The sequence below is a fragment of the Fibrobacter succinogenes genome, assembly GCF_902779965.1.
GTDB classification, from domain to species: domain Bacteria; phylum Fibrobacterota; class Fibrobacteria; order Fibrobacterales; family Fibrobacteraceae; genus Fibrobacter; species Fibrobacter succinogenes_F.
On sequence record NZ_CACZDK010000036.1, the window covers coordinates 24,554 to 41,920 of the forward strand.

15 protein-coding genes are annotated in these 17,367 nt (G+C 46.8%); 14 read left to right on the top strand and 1 reads right to left on the bottom strand.

Features of this window, described 5'->3' with window-relative positions:
• Nucleotides 1-3 precede the first annotated feature (3 nt).
• The 5 genes from HUF13_RS14290 (at nucleotide 4) to HUF13_RS14310 (ending at nucleotide 4,532) form a co-directional block, all read left to right on the top strand.
• Nucleotides 4-447 carry a hypothetical protein gene (locus tag HUF13_RS14290; RefSeq protein ID WP_173475754.1) on the top strand — a complete coding sequence of 148 codons (444 nt, stop codon included), beginning with the start codon at nucleotides 4-6 and terminating at the stop codon, nucleotides 445-447.
• 209 nt (nucleotides 448-656) lie between these two features.
• Nucleotides 657-1,952 (top strand): hypothetical protein, encoded by a 1,296-nt coding sequence (locus tag HUF13_RS14295; RefSeq protein ID WP_173475755.1) that lies wholly within the window; start codon nucleotides 657-659, stop codon nucleotides 1,950-1,952.
• 73 nt (nucleotides 1,953-2,025) lie between these two features.
• Nucleotides 2,026-2,739, top strand: a complete 714-nt coding sequence (locus tag HUF13_RS14300; protein WP_173475756.1) for an AzlC family ABC transporter permease — start codon at nucleotides 2,026-2,028, stop codon at nucleotides 2,737-2,739.
• Nucleotides 2,736-3,059, top strand: coding sequence for an AzlD domain-containing protein (locus HUF13_RS14305; RefSeq protein ID WP_173475757.1), 324 nt, complete (start codon nucleotides 2,736-2,738; stop codon nucleotides 3,057-3,059). Before HUF13_RS14300 ends, HUF13_RS14305 begins: the two co-directional genes overlap by 4 nt.
• A 369-nt stretch (nucleotides 3,060-3,428) precedes the next feature.
• Nucleotides 3,429-4,532, top strand: coding sequence for a VWA domain-containing protein (locus HUF13_RS14310; protein ID WP_173475758.1), 1,104 nt, complete (start codon nucleotides 3,429-3,431; stop codon nucleotides 4,530-4,532).
• 149 nt (nucleotides 4,533-4,681) lie between these two features.
• On the opposite strand, the gene HUF13_RS14315 is transcribed toward HUF13_RS14310, so the two are convergent.
• Nucleotides 4,682-5,851: a GGDEF domain-containing protein gene (locus tag HUF13_RS14315; protein WP_173475759.1), complete on the bottom strand. Its 1,170-nt coding sequence runs from the start codon at nucleotides 5,849-5,851 to the stop codon at nucleotides 4,682-4,684.
• 300 nt (nucleotides 5,852-6,151) lie between these two features.
• Here HUF13_RS14315 and HUF13_RS14320 point away from each other — a divergent pair, with 300 nt between their 5' ends.
• From HUF13_RS14320 to HUF13_RS14360, 9 genes are all read left to right on the top strand, one after another.
• Nucleotides 6,152-7,180: a VWA domain-containing protein gene (locus tag HUF13_RS14320; protein WP_173475760.1), complete on the top strand. Its 1,029-nt coding sequence runs from the start codon at nucleotides 6,152-6,154 to the stop codon at nucleotides 7,178-7,180.
• 340 nt (nucleotides 7,181-7,520) lie between these two features.
• Nucleotides 7,521-9,041, top strand: coding sequence for a pitrilysin family protein (locus tag HUF13_RS14325; protein ID WP_173475761.1), 1,521 nt, complete (start codon nucleotides 7,521-7,523; stop codon nucleotides 9,039-9,041).
• A 21-nt stretch (nucleotides 9,042-9,062) separates the two neighbouring features.
• Entirely contained in the window at nucleotides 9,063-10,124 is a 1,062-nt protein-coding gene (locus tag HUF13_RS14330; RefSeq protein WP_173475762.1) for a hypothetical protein, read from the top strand.
• Nucleotides 10,125-10,126: 2 nt separating this feature from the next.
• Nucleotides 10,127-10,783: an RNA methyltransferase gene (locus HUF13_RS14335; RefSeq protein WP_173475763.1), complete on the top strand. Its 657-nt coding sequence runs from the start codon at nucleotides 10,127-10,129 to the stop codon at nucleotides 10,781-10,783.
• Between the two features lie 280 nt (nucleotides 10,784-11,063).
• A complete protein-coding gene (locus HUF13_RS14340; RefSeq protein WP_173475764.1) occupies nucleotides 11,064-11,984 on the top strand; it encodes an MlaD family protein in 921 nt (306 codons plus the stop codon).
• Between the two features lie 7 nt (nucleotides 11,985-11,991).
• Complete coding sequence (locus HUF13_RS14345; RefSeq protein ID WP_173475765.1) at nucleotides 11,992-12,264, top strand: HPr family phosphocarrier protein; 273 nt, start codon at nucleotides 11,992-11,994, stop codon at nucleotides 12,262-12,264.
• Nucleotides 12,236-14,074, top strand: coding sequence for a phosphoenolpyruvate--protein phosphotransferase (ptsP, locus tag HUF13_RS14350; RefSeq protein ID WP_173475766.1), 1,839 nt, complete (start codon nucleotides 12,236-12,238; stop codon nucleotides 14,072-14,074). The genes HUF13_RS14345 and ptsP overlap by 29 nt, the downstream gene beginning before the upstream one ends.
• Nucleotides 14,075-14,092: 18 nt before the next feature.
• A complete protein-coding gene (locus tag HUF13_RS14355; RefSeq protein WP_173475767.1) occupies nucleotides 14,093-16,372 on the top strand; it encodes a transglycosylase SLT domain-containing protein in 2,280 nt (759 codons plus the stop codon).
• 108 nt (nucleotides 16,373-16,480) lie between these two features.
• Complete coding sequence (locus HUF13_RS14360; RefSeq protein WP_304039222.1) at nucleotides 16,481-17,287, top strand: DMT family transporter; 807 nt, start codon at nucleotides 16,481-16,483, stop codon at nucleotides 17,285-17,287.
• Nucleotides 17,288-17,367: the final 80 nt, after the last annotated feature.

Sequence of the window (17,367 nt, forward strand, 5' to 3'; positions counted from 1 at the left end):
GCTATGAAAATGATGAAAAAAGTTATGTTTGTCGCCTTTGCTTTGCTGGTAGCTTCTTCCTTTGCGGCCAAGAAGGTGAAGTCTAAGCTTGGCGATGTGGAACTCACCAAAGAAAAAGATGGTGGCTCCGTAGTCTGCACGGCAGGCTTTAACGATGAATTGACTGTCCTGAAAGAAGGCGATACCGAAGTCCTCGTGAAGGGTTCTTGCGGTCAGGGCTGGGTTCCGAAGGCTAAGATTGAATATGTTGCCCAGAAGGCTGGCGACAAGTCCATGAAGTTGGATGACGTGGACATCGTGGGCTGGCTCGATAACCCGAGTGCCGTGTTCGTGTTGGAAAACGACGATATCGACTTTGACGGTGTGAACATCGATCGTGACTTCAAGGAATACTTGCAGCACACGCTCGACCGTGAAAGAATCGAAATGAAGAACGGCGAAAACTAATTGCTTGACATTCATGAATGTTTAACCCGTGGCTAAAGCGCTGCGGGCTTTTTTTTATGCAGTCAATGCCGCATTTAGAATATGATTTATTTTGTGTGAAAAATATTCTATAAATGGCTTTGAATTTGTTTTGAATTTTTATATTTTTCCTTCTTGACTTAAAGGAAAAATGTATGGGAATTAAACACAGTATGTGTGGAGGTTCTAGTATGAAAAAGCTCTATATACTGTTTATAGTGTTGTTTGTTTTAGCCTGTACGGACAGTGTGACGACAAGACCTGATGATGGACGGAATGGGCAAGAGGAGAGCCTGTTTGGCTGGCGGTGGGATGATTTTGTTCCTGTTCCTGACCACTCGAGGTTATATGGCGGATTGAGGGAAATATTCCATGTTGGGGATTGGATTGTTTTGAGGGATGACTATTATTCTAGCAATGAGTATACATCCCCTGGAAAAATTACGTTGACTCCAAGAATATTCGCTTCAAAAATTGGTTCAACGCAGTGGGATACTTTGTCTAGTTCTGAATGGATCAGGTATATCTATGGCGATTCCTCGGGGCTGTATGCGGGGACGCAGCTTAGTGGCAAGGTGCTGAAGTATGATTTTGAACGTCATATGTGGAATGAAATATATGCGTTGAAATTCGATTCAGCTGGCTTTTACAGTGTTTATGGAATAACAATGTATAGGGGTTGGCCTGTAGTATGTATTGCCGGATTTGAGGATAGTACGGACCTTCGTCAAGAAACAATAAAACTGTTTATGAAAATGCAGACGGATACAGGCTGGGCGGATATCACGTATGACTATGATTCTTCCAAGGAATATCCTTTCCAGTTTCACAAGGGCGTGGAGCTGAACGGCAAATTGTATGCGATTAGCGGCGCTCGCGGGATGTGGCGCTATGATGGACGTTGGAAAAAAATGGCCAGGATCCCTCATGCGGAATGGGCGATTTGGGAAAAACAGTATGCCTATGATACAAGCGAGATAATTATGGATATTGTTGTGCATAAGGGCAAAATCTACGTTTTTGGGGAAAAGTCCTCAACATATGTGCTAGAGTATGATGAGGCGATGGATATGTGGAATCCTGTTGACAGTGTCATTGCAACGTATGATGACACTATAGATACTAATGCTGCTTGGGTTGATCCTTATAGGGGGCAAAGGCTTTATCGAAATACGCCACCTTACAAGTATTCCCTTGCTTCTGATGGAAAGCATCTTTTTGTTGCTGGAGATGATCCTTCTCTCCCGGCGGTGTATATGGGCGATTATGGAGAGCCATACGGTATCGAGGAAAAAGGGTGGCGCTATGTTGATGGAAACTGGTGCTCAGAAGAAACTTTTTCCTGCACATCTACCGAAGGTACTTATGATATGGAAGTTGTGGGCGACACGTTGTATATGGCGAACTGGAAGGGTCTCCTGAAATTCCCCTTGGCGGATTTGGACAGCGCGATATCCAATCGTGATCCGTACCCATCTGCAAACTGAAATGTAGTTGCATATATTTAAATATTTGCATAGAAATAGCCGCGAGTCGTCTTTTTTTACTATCTTTGCGTCCATGAAATTTTCAGATGGTGTAAAAGACGGGCTTCCGATAGGGCTTGGCTATTTTGCGGTTTCGTTCTCGTTCGGTATTGCTGGCTCGAATTTCTTGTCTTGGCCGCTTGTAACGCTTATTTCCATGACGAACTTGACCTCGGCAGGGCAGTTTGCTGGCCTCCAGATTATGACGGATGCTGCCGGAACTTTTATCGAAATGGCGCTTGCGACGTTCTTTATCAACCTCCGCTATTCGTTGATGGCTATTTCCCTGTCGCAAAAGGTTTCTCCGGATTTTGGAACCGGGAAGCGTTTGCTTTTGGCAACAGGCATTACCGACGAAATCTTTGCTGTTGCCATGTCGCAAAAAAGCGTGACTCCGATCTATTTCTTAGGGCTCATGACGCTACCTTACATTGGATGGTCTTCGGGGACTGCCGTTGGTGCAATTTGCGGCGAAGTCCTCCCGGCGATGGTGACAAACGCTCTTGGCGTTGCGCTTTATGGCATGTTTGTTGCAATCGTTGTCCCGCAGATGAAGGTGCACAAGCCGACCATTTTTGCGGTGGCGATTGCTGTTGCGCTTAGTTGCGCGTTTAAATTTATCCCTGCCCTCAGTTGCGTTTCCGTAGGCTTTGCGATTATTATTTGCGCTCTTGTTGCTTCCCTTGTGGCGGCAGCGCTGTTCCCCATGAAAGACTTGAATGCAGATGGCGAAGGAGCTGGCAAATGAATATCGACATGCAGACTTACGTGATTTATTTGCTCGTCATGGCTGGCGTGACACTTTTTTTGCGTGCCGTGCCGTTCATTTTGCTTCGCAAAAAGCTTAAGAGCGTATTCTGGAGTTCTTTCCTCGCTTATGTGCCGTACACGGTGCTGAGTGCCATGACGGTGCCTGCGATTTTCTTTGCGACAGACAGCCGTATTACGGGAGCCTGTGCGCTTTTCGCTGCGGTAGTCGCTTCGCTCCTTGGCGGTGGCCTTGTGACCGTCGCCGCGGTATCTTGCATTACCGTGCTTGGCGTTGATGGGCTGATGCTCTTGTTTTGAAATTTTGCCGTTTTTTACGTAAAAATGAGGCGAATTTGCGGAGTTTTTACGTAAAATTGAATACAAAGTAAATAAAATCGCTCGAAAAAAGTGGCTCGTAGGACATTTTCCTGATTTTTTAGGGTGATAAATACCTGTTTAAGGGCTAAAAAGTTTTCAAAAAGATTGGAGTCCTTGTTGAAATGCCGGATTTGTTACATACAACGTTGTAAAATTACGTTAAAAATGTTGAATTTGAATAGAAATTGACGTAAAAAGAGGGCATTTTTGAAAATTTCGTTTTTTCTGAACATAAAAAGCATGTCTCCGTGACGACTAAATTGTATATTCTTGCGTGTAGAATTTGTTTTTCGTTATTTTGGAGCTGAAATGGATATTGGAACCCTTCATTTTCAAAATCCCGAAGCCTTTTGGCTGTTGTTGTTCGTGCCGCTGTTGATTGCTCTTTATGTTTACCGTCAACAGCGCCGTAAGAGTACGATTAAGTTCCCGGCGCTCGCCCTTGCAAAAAAGGCTGTGCCGAGCCGTCGTGTAAAGTTTAGGCATATAGTCCCAGCGTTGCGACTTGCAGCACTTGTTTGCTTTGTCGTGGCGCTCGCCCGCCCGCAGAATGCGATGGAAGTCGAATACACCTCGACCGATGGTGTTGATATTATGCTGGCGTTAGACGTTTCGGGTTCTATGGGAACGCTCGATATGCTCACTCGCACGGAACAGGCTAAGCTTGGCGTGATGAACGCTGAACGCATTTTGAAAAAAGGTGAATACTGGAAATACAGTCGTCTCGGATATGCTCAGGACGTGATTGCCGAATTCATCGGTAAGCGCCATAGCGACCGCATTGGGCTTTCCGCTTTTGGTTCCCGCTCGTTTATGCAGTGCCCGCTCACGATGGATTACGGTTCCTTGCTCGAAATCCTGAAGGCTAGCGATGACCTGGCTCGCGATACGCTTGTAAACAACAGGACGGCAATTGGCGATGGCCTTATGAATGCTCTTGCCCGACTCAAGATGTCGGATGCCAAGTCCCGCGTGGTGATTCTTTTGACCGATGGCCGTGACAATGCGAGCGTTGTGCCGCCGGTACGCGCTGCCGAAGTGGCAAAGTCGTTGGGCGTAAAGGTCTATACGGTTGGTGTTGGAAAAAAGAATGGCAAGATTTTGGCGTTCCAGCAGAACCCGTGGACAGGTGAAATCTCCTGGGGCGAACGCGATATCCAGCCCGAAGAAGGCATTGACGAAGGCGTGTTGAAAGAGATTGCTGCAAAGACGGGTGGCCGTTTCTACCGTGCCGAAAACAAGGACGAACTCGAAAAGATTTACTCTGAAATCGATGAACTCGAAAAAACTGAAATTGAGACAATTGCCTACGCTCGCTATGCGGAAAAATTCTATCCGTGGCTTTTGGTCGGTGCGCTCCTCATTTTGCTGGAATTAATCCTCGCGAACACAAGATTCGTGAGAATCCCGTAATTTAGATGAGAGATTAGAGAACGCTCACGCCGTTCGCTACAGACGAGAGAATAATAATGGCACTTCGTGCATCTTTTTATGGGCGGCTATGCCGCGACTAATTACCTCTCTCGTCTATCGTCTATAGGCTCGTAGAGCCGTTCTTTCGTCTACTCTTTAGGTGCGGGAGTTTCTGGCTTGTAGCAGTTCTTCTTTGCTTCGGCGAAAATCTTGGAAATATTGCTTGTCGAGATGTTTGAAATCTCGGCATAGTGCAGGCTGAACGAAATTTTCCATGTCGTCATGTCCGTTTGCATGCTGTCGCGGTCGCATTCGCGGACGAGCTTTTGGCAGAAGGCTTCGATTTCGGACACTTCATCGCGTTCCATTACAATAGCGAACTGGCTTTCGCCGGTCCTTGCCAAAAATGTGTTTTGGCCTCTGCATTGGCGCTTCAAGAACGAGGAAAGGTCTACGAGTACACGGTCGGACATTTCGTAACCGAAATTGCGGACAATCGCTTTGAAGTAGTCCACTTCCAAAACGAGGAGGAACAATCGCTTGCTTGGGTCCTGATGTTGTGTGATAAACTGGAGGTAATCCACCAGGCGGATCTTGTTGTTTACGTTAGTGAGCGGGTCCGAAGTAATCCTGAATTTTAGAAGTGTGACGTAAACGTGCAAAAGTGTTAGTGCAAAAATAGGGTCGGTGAGCGGAATGTCTGGGACGAAATACTGAATAATGCAGGTGCTGCTTGGAACAAGGGCGATGAACGAAAGGTAGAACGCTTCTTTTTTATTCGTGGAATTCTTTTGCGTAATGGCATGCTGGATGCCGAGGAACATTGTTGCAATAACATAAAGGAAGTTCAGCCCAATGAGGAACGGCATAAGCCTTCTGAACTGGAGTGACGTCGTGTGGCAGTCGTTTGTAAAACCATAAATGCTGATGCCGATACAAATGAATATACCGATGATGCTAGGCGTCGAAAACAGCGGAAATAGGTGCTTGTATGAGTAGACGCTCTTGCGGATTCTGAGAAAAATGAAAGAAAACCACAATTGAGCAAGGAGGAGCGAGGCGCTAAGACTCAGCGCGTACATGACTGCATAAATAACGCAGATTTTCTGATTGCTTGCGTAAAGGTCGCTCTGTATATGGATCGAATAAAGCATCTTGGTCACCGTGCTTAGCACGATGTAGATGATGGTATCGATGATGGTAAAACCGAGAATGCGCTCTTCGAGGTGTCTAAGGATGCTGTCTTTGAACTGTAGCAGCGTAATAAGCAACACTGCTATACAGATGACGTTTATTTCTATTAAACCTATGTATGACATTCTCGCAACCTAAACCTTAAACCAAAATATAAATAATTGCAAGCTTTTTGTATGAAAACAATTGCAAACAGTAGAAAGTAGGCAATGGCTAGTAAACAGGAATGCAGTCATCCTCGCTACGCGAGGAACCATACATATTTCGCAAACAGTACTGTATGGATCCTCTTCGAGGATGACAATTCCTAACCACCAACCACTTTCTAAAACACAAGCTGGTAACTATTGACTAATATCTAGTAACTTTGAATTTTGTATATTCTTCTTGCTTATTTGAATTAAAGCAGTTTATCGGAGTAGATAATGAGATTTGCTGAACCGAACTTTTTGTGGGGCCTTTTTACACTGCCTCTTTTTGCGCTTTTGTTTGTGTATGCGTACCATCGTCGTAAAAAATTGGCGGCTCGTTTTGTATCGCTTTCGATGCTTTCGAAACTTTCGACAAGCGTTTCTCCGTGGCGCCGATTGACGAAAGTTCTGTTGTTGCTCTTGGCCATTGCGTTTTTGTTCGTAGCGTTAGCTCGTCCGCAGTGGGGCCGCAAGATGGAACATGTGGAACGCCGTGGTCAAGATCTCGTGCTTGTGCAGGATATTTCACTTTCGATGCTCGCTGAAGATGTAAAGCCGAATCGTTTGGTCCGTAGCCGCCATGAGATTTCATCTTTCCTCGAATCGCTCACGGGTGACCGTGTGGGCTTGGTGGCGTTCAGTGGCGAAGCCCAGGTAATGGTGCCTTTGACGCTCGATTATGGCACGGTGCAGATGGTGCTTCGCGAACTGAATCCGGGCTGGCTCATGCCGGGCACGAACTTGGAAAAGGCTATCCGTAAAGGAATGACTTTGTTCAAAAATTTCGGTGGTGCAAGTCAGCATTCTATCATGATTCTCATGAGCGATGGTGAAGAACTTGAAGCCGCCGCAGTCAATGCCGCCAAGGAAGCTGCCGAGATGGGCATCAAGATTTACACAATTGGTATCGGTTCTCGCGAAGGCGTGCCTATACCGCTCAAGGACAAAAATGGCGGGAGTGTCTATAAGAAGGATATGCAGGGAAATATCGTAACGACGCGCCTTGAAGAAGGGACGCTCCAAGAAATTGCGAATGTGACCGGCGCGCTATACTTCTATGCTAGTCCAGGCGAGTTCCAGTTGCAAAAGGTCTTGACCGAAATCGCGACTCTTGAAAAGAAAGACCAGAGCAGCGACCGCATGGAAAATTATCAGGACCGCTATCAGATATTCCTCGGGCTTGCCGCGCTGTTATTCTTGATTGAAGCCGTTGTTTCGGAACGCGGCCGCCGCCGTAAGCAGCTGAATGGAAGATTCAGTTGAGGCATGGGGTGTGAGGTCGTGCCGTTGGCACTTTGAGGCATGATTTGAATTGCAATAAAAAAGGCCCGCAACGGAGTGCGGGGTGACAGAGTATAGAAAAGGCCCGGCGCGCTCGCGTCGGGTCTTTTTCATAGGAGGGATTGAAGAAGCCTTCCTGGTGGGGCTGTGTCTCGACTGGAGATCGGTGCGGAAGCCGGAGGTAGGCTTACTACGCGTGTTGTGGGGCCACTAGGAAGGCTCATTTATTAATATATGCTTATTTGCAGAATGGGGAGCGATAAACCTGAAAATGATTGCTCTATATTGGAATGTTCCTTTTTAGTTTACTATTTTCTAGTTGATGAATACGAAATATTTAGTTTCTGCTGCGTTTTTGGCCTCTTTGGCTTCTTTGACTGCATGTTCCTTGATGCCTAATTTTGGCTCAAAATCCAAGGGAACGGTGGATGTATATGCCGCTGCCGCTCAGGATTCTGCCAATGTGAAGGGAGCTTTGGAAGGTGTGCCCGGACATTATAGTAAGATTGAATTTCCGGAATACAAGTATGTGGCTCCGTATCCAAAGGATTTCCGCGTGGAAATTGCAGATGGCATTACGGGTTACATCGTAAGCGACAGTACGCTTCCGCTTGTGGACTTTACGGTCTATTTTGAAGAAAACAATGTGCCGCAGGTCCTCAAAGACAAGGCCGCTTTCGAAATGGTTGGCTCCATGATCCGTCGTGGTGCGGGTGGTGGAATTACTCCGCATGCCCTTGAAGACTCCCTTGAATTTGTGAGCGCCTCGATTTCCACAAGTGTCGGAACTTACCTCTCTGCGTTCGACATCAACTGCCTTTCGAAGGATTTTCCGTCGATGCTTGAACTTGCGAGGAAAGTGCTCACGGCGCCTGCGTTCGACAAGACTCAGTTAGAGATTGTTAAGGCGAATTTTGTCACGGCTTATGAGCGCCGCTACGAAACTCCGGCCAAGGTTCTTTCGGCACTGAAATCCAAGGTGAACTATGCACCGAATCCGCGCCTCTGGGATGCGAATGCTGCCGAATACAAGGCAGTGACCGCTGCTGATGTAAAGCGCTTGGCCAAGGGCGTTTTCTCTTCTAAGCGAATTGTCTTTGCGCTTGCCGGTGATGTGAACAAGGATTCTGCGGTGACCATGCTCAAGCAGTTCTTTGCAGATTGGAATGTTGCCTTGCCAAAGACGGAAAAGCCGAAGCCAGAAAAGCTTACGTTTGCACGTAAGCCCGGTGTGTACGTGGTCGATAAGGACATCACACAGGCGAACATTACCATGAACCAACCGTTTGTGATGCGCCCGCATCCGGATTATTACCCGACCGCTGTGGCTAGCTTTATTTTGGGTGGTGGCAGTTTCAGTTCGCGACTCATGAACCGCGTTCGTAGCGATGAAGGCCTTGCTTATAGCGTTTATAGCACGGTTGGCAACGATTATCGCGATACGGCGATGACGACGATTGCGCTCCAGACGAAAGTGGAAACGGTGGATTTTGCCTTGAAACTCGTTTTTGAAGAAGTTGAAAAACTTGCGAAAGAAGGTCCGACTCCCGAAGAGTTGGAACAGGCTAAGAAGTCCTTGGTTGAAAGCTTGCCGAGCCTTTTTGACTCACCGTCTTCGACGGCTTCCATTTTTGCAAAGGGTGAACTTCTTGGAAAATCGGACGATCATTATTTAGATTATGTGAAGGAAATCACGGCAGTGACGGCTGAACAGGTCAAGGAAATGATCGCTAAGTATTTTGATAGAAACAAGATGACGATTTCGATTGTCGGTCCTGTTTCCATGTTCGAATCGCTGAAACCGTTTACGGTGATTCCTTTGGATAGTCTTGAATTTCGTTAAACTTTAAAAAGCGAGGTGTCTATGCAGAGCAAGGGATTGCATTTTTCGTTTTTGGGCGTGTGCTTGGGCGTTGTGCTTGCGCTGGGCTCATCTCTGTCGTATGCCGCAAAAGTCATCCCGGTTTCGGAAGTTTCCGGCAAGACGCTTTTGAAGAAGATGCACAATAAGGAAGACGATGTGCGTGCTTTTTGCTCGGGTATGTACAAGTGCCTTGATATCAGGTACGAAGCTTGCTCTGAAAATGACATGAAGCCGTGGCCTAAAGTTAATTATGATGAAGAATTTTGTGCCCCCTATAAGGAAATTGTAAAGCGTGGTTTTTCGATAGACATCAACAAGCCCATGGTGGCCGATGTCTTTTTGCGCTTGGGGCGCCAGTATAGAGCCATTTATTCTAGCGAAGGAACTCTCCCGCTCGAAGTCAACGAAATTACGTTCTTGTTCGACAACATGCCGTTTACGGCAGACTTGATTAACGCTTATCTGGAATCGGAATATACGCTTGAATACAACAGTCACGACCGTCGCTATTTTTCGGGCGGTAATGGTCATGGACTTTCTGGTGATTTTTACTGGGCCTTGCAAGATAGCGCTGGTACAAAGTCGATGTTGCGAAACATGTTTTTTGGCTATGGTTATGCACAAATTCTAAAATGGTCTCTCAAAGGAACCGCTGTTGCGTTCTTGGATATGGACTTGGTTGCTCCGCGGAAGCTTAAGTACAAGCTCACTGCTTTCGTGTTCCCCGCAAATTCCGTGTTGAATTCGATTATGCAGTTGCGTGTTTTCAAGAGTGTCGTAAACTCTAAAATTGACGATGTCGTAAACGATATCAAGAAAGCGTCGTCGATGTATTATGGCGGAAATCGCCGCCCGCTTACGACAAACGCCAAGATGCGGACTCCTGAAAACCAGCGCCATGTTGCTGAGTTTGATAAAGTTGTTGCTGGCGCCCCGTGGAAACTCGGGGATGCTATTCGCCTTGAACGTTCCCTGATGGAGTTGAGCAAGCCTAAGCCCATGCCTGCTAAGCCTGCGGAACCGACTGAGCCTACAGATAAAATTACTATTAAAAAGGATTAAAAATGAGTGAACCTAAGGATTTGCAAACATTGCTTGCACGCGTTACGGAACGTCGCCGTGAACTCTTGACTTCTGTTGTTAATCGTCGCACGCGTCATTTTTGCATGGTGCTTGAAGATTTATTTGACCCGCATAATATTTCTGCGGTTATCCGTACGGCAGAAGTTTTTGGATTGCAGGATGTGCATATCATTGAAGAAGACAATGCTTACAGTGTGAACAAGTCCATCTTGAAAGGCTCCTATAAATGGATGAGCCTTTATCTGTACAAGAAGCGCATGCTCTGTATGGAAAAGCTCCGCGAAAAAGGTTACAAGATTGCTGTTGCAAGCACGAACACCACAAACTCCGTGCTCGATCTCGATTTGAGCCAACCGATGGCTTTTTACTTGGGTAGCGAATTTCACGGGAACCACCCGGATACGCTTGCTCATGCCGATTACGAATTCAAACTCCCGCAGTACGGCATCACGGAATCCATGAACGTGTCTGTGGCTGGCGGCGTCTTGATGACTTACCTGGATGTGTTCATGCAGAAAGAGGGCCGCGAAAAGTTCGCGCTGCCGCAGGCCGAAAGAGATGCTTTGCTGCTCGATTGGCTTGACCGTCATGTAAACGGAATTGAAACAAACAGCCCCATCGTGAGAATTGAAGGGTGATTAGAACTTAGACAACTGCGTAAGGTGAGTGAAGCAGGATTGCTTGCAAGCCTATTTAACGCTAAAGCGTTGTCTCTTGAGCTCAGAAATAGTCAAATATTTTTTGACTGCTTCATTCGCTTTTCCCGAGCCTAGCGGTTGAGATTAGAGCGAAGCGATAATCTCACTTAGAACATCTTTCTTCTCTTTAAGCATTTCTAAGTTCTGCTGACTAGATTCTTCCCTTATTTTTGAACAAGCCTCCAATGCCAATCGCAAAATATGCTAGATTGTTTTTAGAATGAAAAAGAATACCGCTTTATATTTTTCTGTCGGACTTGTCGTTCTTCTAGCCATTTTCATCTTGATTTTTGGCATGATTTTCTTGAACGAGAAGGATCTGCGTGAGACTTTTGATGTGTACCATTTGCGCTTTACACAGGTGAGTACGCTAGTTTTGGATGACCCTGTTAAGATTAACGGTGTGAAGCTTGGTCGAGTGGAATCGATTGAACTTTCTGGGCATCGCGTGGTGGTGTCGGTTAGGCTCAAATCTAATGTGAAAATTCCGAAGGATTCCGAAGTCCGTGTGCAGAACATTGGCATTATGGGTGAACGTCAGATTGGCATGATTCTTGGCGATTCCGAAGAATATTTTGTACCGGGCGATACTATTAACGGTCAGTTCGACGCTGGCATTGCCGAAGCGCTTGGTCTTGCCGGCGAAGTTTGCGATTCTACGAAGGTTCTGCTTGAAGCGGTAAAGACGGCGTTGAATGGAACGATTGCAAATCCGGAATTCCAGGACCGATTCAAGACGCTTCTCGTGAAAGCGGAAAAGCTTGAAGATCGCTTGATGTCGCTTGTGGTGACGACTGATCCGCAGCTCAAGAAGAGCCTTGCAAACCTCAATAAGGTTACGGTCAAGGTGAACGAGCTTGTCGATGGTGTAAAGGAACCGATCAACGGTCTCTTTGCCGGAACGGATAAGGTTATGGGTAACGCGAACCAGTTGATTTCGGAACTGGAAGGCGTGACAAAGCATTTGGATGGGCTGATTGCTAAGGTGCAGGCCAAGATGGATTCAAAGGACAATACCGTTGGTATCTTGCTTAACGATAGACAACTTCATGATGACCTCGTGAAAACGGTACACTCTGCTGACAGCCTGTTCAAGATCATCCTGCAGGATGGCCTTGATATTAATGTGGATTTCTTCTGAGGAATTGATGATTACAAAGTTATTTACAGTTTCCAACAAATTGGGTATTCACGCTCGACCGGCCGGTATGATAGTTGATATCACGGGCCAGGCCAAAAGCGATGTGTCCATTATATTTGATGGATCAAAGGCCAATGCGAAGAGCATCCTTAACGTGATGATGCTTGCTATCCCAGCCGGTTCCGAAGTCAAGTTCGAAATCGATGGTGAGGATGAAGAGCTAGTTGTTCAGCAGTTGGAAAAGCTTTTTGATGACCACTTCAACGAAGAACCCTGCTGATTTTGTGGCGAAACCTGCTGAGAGTTCTTCTCGGAAATGTCCGAGAACTGAACTTGTCGGTGTGCCTTCGTCTCCGGGCTTTGCCATGGGGACGGTGTTCCCTGTTGCAAACCGCGAATTTTCTGTGGTCGATGAAACTCTTCCAGAAAGTCGCCTTGCTGCAGAAGAGCAAATGTTCTTGAAAGCCATCAGTAAGACTTCTAAAGAAATTGCTCAAATCAAAGAAATTTCAGAAACCAGAGTTGGTGTCAAGGACAGCCTGATTTTTGCAACTCACTTGATGATCTTGCAAGATCCGGGACTCGTGAATGGAGTCCTCGACAAGATCAAGAAGAAGCACAAGAATGCAAAGTGGGCGGTACATGTTGTATTCAATGCCTACATTGAAAAGTTCGAGAAGGTTGATTCTCCGGCCATGCGAGACAAGGCCGCTGATCTTAGGGACTTGTACAATCGCCTGATGTCTGCGATGGACGACTCCGGACCGGTATTGGAGGATGTGGCTGACGAGGAAGGCATTGTTCTTGTAGCTCATGAATTTGTTCCAAGTTTCTTGATGACGCTCAAGCCGGGACAAGTGAATGCAATCGTGATGGATACCGGTGGCCGTACGAGCCACGTGGCCATTTTGTCGAGAGCGTTACAAATCCCTGCAGTCTCGGGCCTTAGAAATGTGGCGGCCCTTGTCAAGAGCGGCGATACGATTATCGTTGATGGTGCTGATGGTAAGGTTATCATCAATCCGAACGAAGACGATATTCGTAAGTTCCACGAACGTCAGGAAATGTTCGAACGCCAGCGCCGTGAACTTTTTACGATGCGCCAGCTGGAGCCGATGACTCGCGATGGCAAGTACATTGTGCTGCATGCGAATATTGAAATCCCGACGGAAGCGGACAAAGTAACGGACTTCGGCGCAACGGGTATCGGCCTTTACCGTTCTGAATTTTTGTTCTTCAGAAAGGATACCCCGACCGAAGCCGAACAGGAAAGCGCTTACAGGCATATCCTTGAAAAGATGAATCCGTTCCCAGTCGTGATTCGTACGCTTGATGCGGGTGGCGATAAGCTTGTGTCGGGCGTTTCGGCGGTGAACGAATCGAACCCGTTTATGGGTTGGCGTTCTATCCGCGTGTGCCTAGACCGCGAAGATATTTTCATTACGCAGTTGCGTGCGCTGTTGCTTGCAAATACGACTGGCAATTTGCGTATTTTGCTCCCGATGATTTCGAGCATGACTGAACTCAGGCGTGCAAAGGCTTGCATTGCAAAAGCCCGCAAACAGTTGGAAGACGAAGGCCATAAATTGCCGGTTGTGAAAATCGGCTCGATGATTGAAGTGCCAGCAGCCGTAATGATTGTGGATAAACTTGCTAAGGAAGTGGACTTCTTTAGCTTGGGTACAAACGACTTGATCCAATTTACGCTTGCTGTGGACCGTACGAACGAACTTATTACAGATATGTTCCAACCGCACCATCCTTCTGTGCTTAGCATGATTTACCAAACTGTGGTTGCGGCGCATCGTGAAGGTATTCCGGTTGCTGTTTGCGGTGAAATGTGTACGGACCCGATGAGCGTATTGTTGTTGGTTGGACTTGGTGTTGATGAACTTTCGATGACTCCGTGGAGCGTGATGACCACGAAGAAAATTATCCGTTCTATCAACTTTGAAGATGTTCGTGATGCTGCATTGACTGTTTTGCAAATGGATGATGCCGAAAGTGTGAATGAGTTTTTGCATAAGAAGTATGCTCAAACTATTATGGAACTTGGTATATCTGGATTTGTGGGACAGGTTGAAAAATAAAAAACAGTTGGTTTGTAAATGAAATTATTTTATTCGTTGTTGTTTGCGTGCACTGCCGCCTTGTATGCACAGGCGGATGGATCGGCATATTCTTTGTATAAATCCCCGTTTTCGGATCAGGAAATGGTGGCTCCGGAACAGTTCCAGGATGCCGTTATCCGTGCGGCTCGTGCAAAGAAAACAATGAATGATATTTCCGTTTCGCAGAATCATCGTGATTTTGCTCGCGCGGCTTATTACTATTACAGTGGCCAGTGGGATAGCGCCTATGCAGCCTACAATTCTTTGCGTAAACGTGAACCGGAATTGTTGGGCTCTGTTGTGCTCCGTATGGCTAAGGCGAACTTTAAGCAGGAACAGTTCGCCAAAATGCGCGAAACGCTCCGCCTCGAAAAAAGCCTGGAAAATGATAGGGCTTGGCGCGAATCGGCAGACCGCATGAGAATCGAAGCTACGATGGCTGATTTTTCGCTGAATGATGTGGCTCGCGCAGATTCGTTGATGGTGTATTTGAACGGAAATCCTGATGGTGATGATGTCGATCCGCTGAAGTATCGCTACGCCCGCTATTTGGAAGATTCTTACCAGTTGAAACAAGCGAAGCGTATGTACATGAAGCTTTTGACGAGCCGTACAGCGTACAAGGATTCTGCTTATGCCTCGATCCGTCGCTTGAGAGAAGTGCTTGGTACTCCGGAATCGCTTGCAGAAAAGGTTGCCTATGCAAAGATGGCGTGCACCAAGGACGAAATGAAAAATTGCTTGGAGCTGCTTGATTCTATCCAGATTATGGATGCACAGCTGGTGCAAAAAAATCCGGCTTTGGCAGTGGTGCTCGATGATCCAGCCTATTCCCGCTTGAAAAAAAGCACGCTTGATTTGAATACTCGCATTGTGCTGTGGGAAAAACGTGCCGGTGCATTGCGCGCGTTGAACCGCAATGCTGATGCCATTGAACAGTTCCGTTACCTGATTGAAAATGTGGAAGCGCGCCCGTCTTGGATTCAGGCGATTCTCAAGCTTTATCGCAAGGAAGCTGCGGGTCTTTTTGACGAAGAAATCCACACGTACGATTCGCTTTTGCAGGATGTAAGCCAGTTCAGCAATGAAAATGCCAACAATCTTTGGTTGCGCGGTTTTGAATTTGAACAAAAGTTGATGTACGACAAGGCCATTGACTGCTACAAGAAACTCATTCATAAACGTTTTAAGAGCAACTTAAAGCGCCAATGGGCGAGGTTCCGCATTGGTTATTGCTACTTCAAGCGCGGTATGTGGGTTGAGGCGGCTGCTTATTTCCGCGATGCGACTAAGGATCCGTTCTTGTGGAGCGGAAGCGCTTCGCGAATGTTCCTTGGCGATTCGTACATGAAAATGGGCGAGGATTCTCTTGCTCGTGCAGCGTACCTCGATTGCATCAAGGATTTCCCGCTTTCGTATTATGCTCACCGCAGTCGCACGAAGCTCCTGGATAATCGCTTGATGCCGGCAGACCAGATTCCTTACGCTCATGGCGTGCCGATGTCGCATGCGGCAACGCTTGACTGGATTCGCTCTGTGAACAAGCTCGGTAAGGCCGATGCCTCGTATAGCAAGGAACGCTTTGAAAAGATCAAGAAGCTGTTCTTGTACGGCTTTGAGGAAGAAGCTTTCAGGCTGTATGAAGAAGTCAAGAAGAAAAATTTCAAGCGCCTGGATTTCCTTTACGAATACGGAAAGCTGTTCTACGAAATGGGCGAAACTGCAGCCGGTTACAGGCTTGCACGCCAATTCCAAGCGAAGATGGATAGACGCTTGTTGATGACTCCGCCGATTGACGTGTTGCATTATTTGTTCCCGGTGCCATACGCAGATCCGGTCGTTTATCATTCGGGAAGCAGTATCGATCCGTTCTTTGTGTATAGCGTGATGCGCCAGGAATCTATTTTTGATTTTCAGATAACGTCTCCGGCGGGCGCTTGCGGCCTATTGCAGATTATGCCCGCGACAGGCAAGATGCTTGCCGACAAGGAAGAAATCAAGAATTTCAATCCGAAGCGTTTGTACAACGCTTACATGAATATTCGCTTGGGTATCCGTTACTTGGTGGATCTTAAGGAAGAATACAAGAACGATTACATGTACGTGCTTTGCAACTACAATGCTGGGCCGAAACCGACGAAGCGCTGGCAGTCCGAAAGCGATGGCCTCCCGTGGGATTTGCGTGTCGAAGAAATCAGCTACTGGGAAACCCGCGATTACGTGAAACGCGTCATGGGAAACTATTGGATTTATAAAGAGATTTATGGTGAAAAGTAGACGAGAAATCGCTCATTTTCTCGTCTCTAGTTTTTCGTCTCTCGTCTAACTATGTTATTTCTGCTATTGACAATCGGTCCTGCGTTTTTGTTTGCTTGTGGAAACATCTTGGAAAAATCCGGGGTGTCCACTGTGGGCAAGCGTACTGGCGGAACGTCTAAGCCATGGGAATTTTTTAAGGGCATTATTACAAATAAGTATTGGTGGCTTGGAATTTGCTGTTCCGGGCTTGCAACGCTTGGCTATTACATTGCCATGGCGCAATATGATCTTTCGCAAGTGCAGCCGATGATGGTTTTGAATCCGGTGCTGACGGCGTTGATGGGCTTTTGCATTTTGAAGGAAGTCTTGACTAAGCGCATCGTGGTGGCGATTTGCTTTGTGGTGGCCGGGCTTTTGTATTCGGTGGAAAACTTGGGCGAATCGACGGCGGTGCAGAATATCGCGACGCTTTGGGCGTATGCGGGCGGACTTTGCTTTGCAACGCTAATTGCGCATCTTTGGGTAAAAGACCGCGAAATGGTAGATTCGCTCATCATGGGCGTAGGTTTTGGGCTTTCTGCGGCATTCTACAAGAGTCTGGCGATGGATTTTGACCTCGACCATATCGAGTTTTCGTCAGTGGCTAACTTGCTTATGGATTTTAGGACACTTGGCTATGTGGCGACTTATTGCATTGCGTTTTTGTACTCGCAAGTGTCTTTTTCGCGTGGACGTGCACTGTTTATTATCCCGTTCAGTGCGGCTGTCGGTGCTGCGGTCCCGACCTTGGCTGGGGCGCTCGTATTCAACGAAGCTTTTCCGATGGGCAAGGTGATTTCGGTGACTTTAGTGTTGATTGGTGCTTGTCTTTTTATTGTTCGCAGACCGCGCCGAAAGAAAGCTAATAATTCGGAACTCGAAACAAGGAAGTAGTTTTTTTCTTATATTCCGAGTCTAGCATTCCGAATACCCGTTCATAATATATATTCCCAGTTATGGTGTGTTGGAATGAT

Coding starts and splice junctions, on each gene's coding strand:
- HUF13_RS14305 (WP_173475757.1), top strand. CDS start 2,736: ATGAATATCGACATGCAGACTTACGTGATTTATTTGCTCGTCATGGCT.
- ptsP (WP_173475766.1), top strand. CDS start 12,236: ATGACCACTTCAACGAAGAACCCTGCTGATTTTGTGGCGAAACCTGCT.
- HUF13_RS14345 (WP_173475765.1), top strand. CDS start 11,992: ATGATTACAAAGTTATTTACAGTTTCCAACAAATTGGGTATTCACGCT.
- HUF13_RS14355 (WP_173475767.1), top strand. CDS start 14,093: ATGAAATTATTTTATTCGTTGTTGTTTGCGTGCACTGCCGCCTTGTAT.
- HUF13_RS14315 (WP_173475759.1), bottom strand. CDS start 5,851: ATGTCATACATAGGTTTAATAGAAATAAACGTCATCTGTATAGCAGTG.
- HUF13_RS14300 (WP_173475756.1), top strand. CDS start 2,026: ATGAAATTTTCAGATGGTGTAAAAGACGGGCTTCCGATAGGGCTTGGC.
- HUF13_RS14330 (WP_173475762.1), top strand. CDS start 9,063: ATGCAGAGCAAGGGATTGCATTTTTCGTTTTTGGGCGTGTGCTTGGGC.
- HUF13_RS14335 (WP_173475763.1), top strand. CDS start 10,127: ATGAGTGAACCTAAGGATTTGCAAACATTGCTTGCACGCGTTACGGAA.
- HUF13_RS14290 (WP_173475754.1), top strand. CDS start 4: ATGAAAATGATGAAAAAAGTTATGTTTGTCGCCTTTGCTTTGCTGGTA.
- HUF13_RS14310 (WP_173475758.1), top strand. CDS start 3,429: ATGGATATTGGAACCCTTCATTTTCAAAATCCCGAAGCCTTTTGGCTG.
- HUF13_RS14320 (WP_173475760.1), top strand. CDS start 6,152: ATGAGATTTGCTGAACCGAACTTTTTGTGGGGCCTTTTTACACTGCCT.
- HUF13_RS14295 (WP_173475755.1), top strand. CDS start 657: ATGAAAAAGCTCTATATACTGTTTATAGTGTTGTTTGTTTTAGCCTGT.
- HUF13_RS14325 (WP_173475761.1), top strand. CDS start 7,521: ATGAATACGAAATATTTAGTTTCTGCTGCGTTTTTGGCCTCTTTGGCT.
- HUF13_RS14340 (WP_173475764.1), top strand. CDS start 11,064: ATGAAAAAGAATACCGCTTTATATTTTTCTGTCGGACTTGTCGTTCTT.